The 5,688-nt window shown below is 62.7% G+C and carries 4 protein-coding genes and 1 pseudogene; 3 read left to right on the top strand and 2 right to left on the bottom strand.

Features of this window, described 5'->3' with window-relative positions; all coding sequences use genetic code 11:
* A pseudogene (locus tag VMA74_RS00175) lies at positions 1 to 135 on the bottom strand (S-(hydroxymethyl)glutathione dehydrogenase); the annotation flags it as partial.
* 244 nt (positions 136 to 379) lie between these two features.
* Between VMA74_RS00175 and VMA74_RS00170 the strand changes: the two are divergent.
* The 3 genes from VMA74_RS00170 to VMA74_RS00160 all read left to right on the top strand — a co-directional run bounded on the left by VMA74_RS00170 (position 380) and on the right by VMA74_RS00160 (position 4,376).
* Positions 380 to 1,729 (top strand): hypothetical protein, encoded by a 1,350-nt coding sequence (locus tag VMA74_RS00170; protein WP_325363603.1) that lies wholly within the window; start codon positions 380 to 382, stop codon positions 1,727 to 1,729.
* A gap of 77 nt (positions 1,730 to 1,806) precedes the next feature.
* The gene (locus tag VMA74_RS00165; protein ID WP_325363601.1) at positions 1,807 to 3,174 is read left to right on the top strand and encodes an alkaline phosphatase family protein; all 1,368 of its coding nucleotides are present in this window, start codon (positions 1,807 to 1,809) and stop codon (positions 3,172 to 3,174) included.
* 245 nt (positions 3,175 to 3,419) lie between these two features.
* Positions 3,420 to 4,376: a glycoside hydrolase family 16 protein gene (locus VMA74_RS00160; protein ID WP_325363599.1), complete on the top strand. Its 957-nt coding sequence runs from the start codon at positions 3,420 to 3,422 to the stop codon at positions 4,374 to 4,376.
* An 18-nt stretch (positions 4,377 to 4,394) separates the two neighbouring features.
* Here VMA74_RS00160 and VMA74_RS00155 read toward each other — a convergent pair.
* A partial coding sequence (locus VMA74_RS00155) for a glycosyltransferase family 39 protein (protein WP_325363596.1) occupies positions 4,395 to 5,688 on the bottom strand: 1,294 nt, incomplete at its 5' end.

Here is a 5,688-nt window from a genome sequence, read left to right as displayed (position 1 = left end):
GAAGGCATCCGTATGGCAGACGCCGGTGTGCGTGATCTTCACCAGCACTTCGCCGGCCTTCGGCGGAGCCACGTCAATCTCGACGATCTGCAAGGGCTGGCCGGGGGCGAAGGCGACAGCGGCACGCGATTTCATGGACGGTTCCTGCAGGTCGAGGGAAAGACATGGATTATCGTCGATGCTTGTCGGCGACCGAAATACATAAAGCTCCAGTGCGCGGCGCCGCCGATCCGCCGGAACAATGACTTCCGGCGGAACTCGCCGCTCGTACGTTGGCGCAAAATGGCCGGGCCTCGCCACATGAAAGTGGCTATTGGGGTACGGATTCCGGTCGGCGCATGATGGTGACGAGCCTGTTGGGGGGCGCAAGGAGAAAGCGATGGCGAGACGCAGCAGCATGCTGGGCTATGTGATGTGGCTTGCCGGTGCCGTAGCGGTATCGGCCGCGCATGCACAATCGGTAACCGAATGGCAGACGCAGCAGGCCGCCGCCGAGGCGAAGGCGGACCGGATCATGGCCGAGGCCGATCGCCACAAAGGCCTGCTGACCCAATACATGACGATGCGCGAGGGCTACGCCAGCGACGATTCGCGCGCCTTCCGCATGATCTTCGGGCAATACATCGGCTGGTATCTGAGCTTTCTCGGCGACTATCCACTGGCGACGCAAAGCTTCTCCATCGCGCAACCGCCGCGCCCCGACGACCGGCCTTCGCCGCTCGAAAGCGGCTATACCGCCCGCCCGGCGCTGGAGGCGATTCCGGAGCTCGCAAGCAACTACCAGATCGTGCTGCTCAACGAAGCCCACAACATCGCGATGACGCGCAGCCTCACCGTGGCCTTGCTGAGCCGCCTATACGCGCAAGGCTTCCGCTACTTCGCCGCCGAAACGCTGTCGCAAAGCGATACCCAACTGCAAACGCGCGGCTATCCCACCGTCGACAGCGGCTTCTACACCCAGGAGCCTGTCTACGCGGAAATGGTGCGCACGGCGCTCAAGCTCGGCTACAAGGTCGTTGCGTATGAGGCCAACTCGGACGCCATCAGCCCCGACCAGCGCGAAGCCGAGCAGGCGCGCCATCTTTACGAGCGTGTATTCAAACAGGACCCCCATGCGCGCCTGGTCATCAATGCCGGCTACGAACACATTGTGAAGTCGGGCATCTATCTCGGTGGCCAGTCGATGGCCGAGCACTTGTACAAGCTCACCGGCGCATCGATGCTCGCCATCGACCAGACGACGATGTATCCGCACCCTTCAAGGCAGGACGATCACCCCTACTACACCGCGGTGATGAAGCAGTTGCATCCGGATGCCCCCATCGTCTTCGTCGACGCGAAAGGCAAGCCGTGGTCGCAACGTCCCGCTTATGACGTGACCGTGTTCTTTCCGCCCGAAAAACTGGAACGCGGGCGGCCGACCTGGCTGACGCTGTGGGGACTGCGCCGGCCATACCTGGTGAGCGCCGATGGTTGCGATGGGCATTACGCCTGCCTGGTCGAGGCGCGCTACAGCAATGAATGTCCCGATGCGGTTCCCGCCGATCGCATGCTGCTGGATTTGCAGCCGATGGTCGTTTCCATTTCGGGCATCAAGGCCTATAGCAGCACGCAAGGGGTGCCGTCGGGTTATCTGTATCTGCGGCCGGGCAGCTACCGGTTGAGTTTTGTCGTAGCAGGGGACAAGGTGCAGGAACGGACCACGATCGTCGTGCCGCAGACGCCATAGGCAGGGTTTGCCTGCAAAGCGATCCTGCAAAACTCGTCCGCTAGAATCGGAATGTTTTTGCCACCCTTCGGTGAATCATGCACAAACTGCTTGCCTTGGCTTCCCTGCTGGCCCTCGCATCCCTCATCCCCATACACGCCCACCCACCGCACAACGACGGCACCGCCGCCACGCACGGTCCCATCGTGGTGCTGATCACCATCGACGGCTTCCCCGCCCGCGCCTTGCAAGACCCGCGGCTGCCGATGCCTACGCTGCGCATGTTGATGAAGAATGGCGCACATGCGCAGGCCATGCAGCCGATCAATCCTTCCGTCACCTGGCCCAACCACACCACGCTGATCACCGGCGTGAACGCCAGCGTGCATCATGTGATGGCCAATGGCTTGATCACGTTCCCGCCGGACGGCGGCGGCCCGGAAGTGAAGCCATGGACACCGAAAGATCGACTCGTGCATGCGCGTACGCTGTATGACGCCGTGGCGGAACAAGGCATGAGCACCGGCCAGGTGGATTGGGTGGCCATCTATGGCGCAAAACACGTGCAATGGGCTTTTGCCGAAAAGCCTGATGCAAGCGGCCCTGTTGCACAGGACCTGATCGCAGACGGTCTGGTGACGAAAGAACAAGTGACCACCTTTGGCGACGATAGCACACCGGCGTGGCGCGACCAGATCTGGACGGATGCCGCCATCGACATACTCACCCGGCATACGCCCAACCTGTTGCTGTTCCACCTTCTGCAAACCGATACCTTGCAGCACGAATACGGCGCACTCTCGCCGGCTGCCTATGCGGCTTATGCCTATGCCGATGCGTGCATTGCCCGATTGATCGATGCCGCGCGCAACGCCGGTGTGCTGGATCGCATCACCTTCGTCATCGCATCCGATCACGGCTTCGCCGATTACACGCACGCCATTCATCCCAACGTCGCGTTGGTGCAGCAAGGCTTGCTGCACATGGAAAAAGGCAGCTATCGCGGCGATGTATGGATTCAGCCGGAAGGCGGCGAAGCGTCGCTGTATATCCGCGACAACGCCAAGCGCGCTGCGTTACTGCCCAAGCTCAAGACCGATTTCGAGAAGCTGCCGGGCGTTGCCGCAGTCTACACCGGCAGTGAAGCGAATCAGCTCGGCATTCCTGCGCCGGGCTCCACCGATCAGGCGCCTGATTTGTACTTGGTCGCCAAGGCTGGCTACTCCTTCACGGACGGCATCACGCCACCGCTCATTACCCAGATCGAGCCCGCGCGCGGCGCGCATGGCTACCTCAACACCGAGCCAGACATGCAGGCGCTTTTCATCGCTTCGGGCGCGCATATACGGCATGGTGTGACACTGGGCCCGATCAGCAATCTGCGCGTGGCGCCGACGATCGCCAGGCTGCTGGATGTGTCGTTACCCGCAGCCACACAGGCGCCTCTCACCGACATATTGCAATGACAGCGTTACGAGATGAGACGTGGGCTACAGATTTGCTTCAGAAAGTCGAACACATTAAAAATGGGTGCAGGGGGCGTATCATCCCCGTGTTTTTTCTCCGTCAGCCCGGCCGCGTGCCGAGTTGGCCCGGCAGAGAGCGTGTCGCCAAGCGGATCGCTCCTCATCCTCGGTAGTTTATGCAGATCAAAAATTTTTCCTCCCGTGCCACCGCGGTGGTTGCAACATGCGTTCTCGGTGTGGGGCTTATGGGCTTTGCCAATACTGCGCAAGCCATCGACATTCCTGCCCCAGCCGGCTGGCAGCTGCAATGGGGCGACAATTTCGCCGGTCCTGCGGGCTCCTTGCCTTCGTCTACCAACTGGCGCATCGACACGGGGCACGGTTACCCGAACGGCCCGGTCAACTGGGGCACCTCCGAAATCGAGAACTACACCCGCGACCCGTCCAATATCCGCCTGGATGGCCAGGGCCATTTGATCATCACCCCGCAGCGTGATGCCGCCGGCCAATGGACGTCAGGGCGCGTCGAAACCGTGCGCGACGATTTCATGGCGCCCGACGGCGGCATGCTGCGCATGGAAGCACGCATCCAGATGCCCGACGTGACCGGGCCACGCGCACTCGGTTACTGGCCGGCGTTCTGGGCCTTGGGCAGCGATTATCGCACCACCATGGCGTGGCCCCAGTCCGGCGAGTTCGACATCATGGAAAGCGTCAACGGCCTGGATGCGGTGTGGGGCATCCTGCATTGCGGGGTGAACCCTGGCGGCCCTTGCGGCGAGCCGATCGGCATCGGCGCCCGCCTGCCGTGCCCGCACGAAGCCTGCACTGCCGGCCCGCATACCTTCACCTTCGAGTGGGATCGCAGCGTCATGCCGGAGCGCTTGCGCTGGTTTGTGGATGGGCAGCTGATCAACCAGGTGGCGGAGAACCAGCTTTCCGCCGAAACCTGGCATCAACTCACCAGTGAGCACGGCTATTTCCTGCTGCTGGACGTCGCGATGGGCGGCGGCTTCTCGTTCGTGATGGCCGGCTGGAAACCCACGCCTACGCCGGAGTCGGAGCCGGGACATTCGATGGTGGTCGACTACGTGGCCGTGTGGACCAAGCCCAGCAACGGCAAGAAGCCCCCCGCACCGGTGCAGCCGGAGATGGCGGCGGATGCGAAGAAGCCGGGGCAGAAGTCTGCTGCGAAGAGTTGATGTGCTTCTTTCTGGCGCTCATCCAAAGCGCCGGGCCGCCTGCCAGAACGCAGGCCACGGCATGCGCGGAGGGCCGCACACGAAGATATCCGGGTGATCGCGGCTCTCCTCGTTGGATACGCCATATGGGTTGACGACATGCGCGGCCAGGCGGCAGCCGGTAAGGTAACGCTCCACCCATTCGCGCGATGAGCCCAGCACGATCAGCGTGGCGGGCGTGGGTACGGGATAGCCGCGCGACCACGCCGAATTCACGGGGCTTATCGCTACCGGCAAGTGGTAGCGCGGACCGAGGATGTCGATGGCGCCCTGCTCGCCGTAATTACCGACCAGCACGCCAACATTGGCCCGCCGCTCCGACGGCAGCGCATCGCGGATGTTCGCGACCGTCTGCACGATGCTTTCCCAGCCAAGCTCGTCGCACAGATCGTCGTTATGCTTGAGCGCCATGCGCATCAACGGACCGCTGGAAGCGAGCGGAAGAATGGCCGCCGCGGCACCCAGCCCGTATGCCGAGAACCCCACGAAAAGAACACCGACCAGCACCCGCCGCCAGCGTTGCGGCGGGGAGGCCAGCCAGCGCAAGGCCATCACCGCGCCCATGGCAAACAACCTGGGATAAGCCGCACCCAGGTAATAGCCCCGCCCCTGCCCGAGCACCAGCAACGCAAGCGGCACCCGATACATCCATCCAAGCAGACGGTAGCGGCGCTCCTGCAAATAGCCGTACAAACCGGCCAGCCACAGCGGCAGCGTGAACGGATTCGTGCAGTGCGCGACCTGATGGAGGAAGAAATGGTCGGCGCGCCCTTCGCTCACGTCGCGCGCATGAATGGCCTGGACAAAGCGCAGGTAGATAAAGCCATGCCGCGCCTGCCAGATGAGATTGGGCAAAAAGATCAGCAAAGCCAGCGCCACGCCGGCCCACAGCCACGTGCTGCGAAAGAAACGTCGCTCTGGCGTGAACAGCAGGCCGGCGAAAATGCCGGCGGCGAAAAAGAAAATCGTGTACTTGGTTTGCGCACCGGCGCCGATGGCCGCACCGATCGCCAGCCACCAGCGCGGGTCTTCCGTCTTCAGCAGGCGAATCACCCAGTAGGCGGTCAACACCCACCACAGGTAATCGAAGCTGGTGTACTGAAATTCCGTGCCTTCGAACAGCGGCAACGGTGAAAGCGCAACAACGATGGCGGCCATGCTCTGGGCCATGCGCCCGCCGCCAAGCTCCCGCACCATCAAGCCGCTGATCACGATGACGGCAGCCTGGGCGAGCACGGAAAACAACCGCAGCCCCGGCAACCAGAGACCGAAC

Origin of the sequence: Dyella sp. (assembly GCF_035508675.1) — a bacterium.
Taxonomy (GTDB): domain Bacteria; phylum Pseudomonadota; class Gammaproteobacteria; order Xanthomonadales; family Rhodanobacteraceae; genus Dyella_B.
The sequence above is the reverse complement of the archived record's forward strand: the minus strand, read 5'-3'. Positions and strand labels throughout refer to the sequence as shown.

Coding starts and splice junctions, on each gene's coding strand:
- VMA74_RS00170 (WP_325363603.1), top strand. CDS start 380: ATGGCGAGACGCAGCAGCATGCTGGGCTATGTGATGTGGCTTGCCGGT.
- VMA74_RS00165 (WP_325363601.1), top strand. CDS start 1,807: ATGCACAAACTGCTTGCCTTGGCTTCCCTGCTGGCCCTCGCATCCCTC.
- VMA74_RS00160 (WP_325363599.1), top strand. CDS start 3,420: ATGGGCTTTGCCAATACTGCGCAAGCCATCGACATTCCTGCCCCAGCC.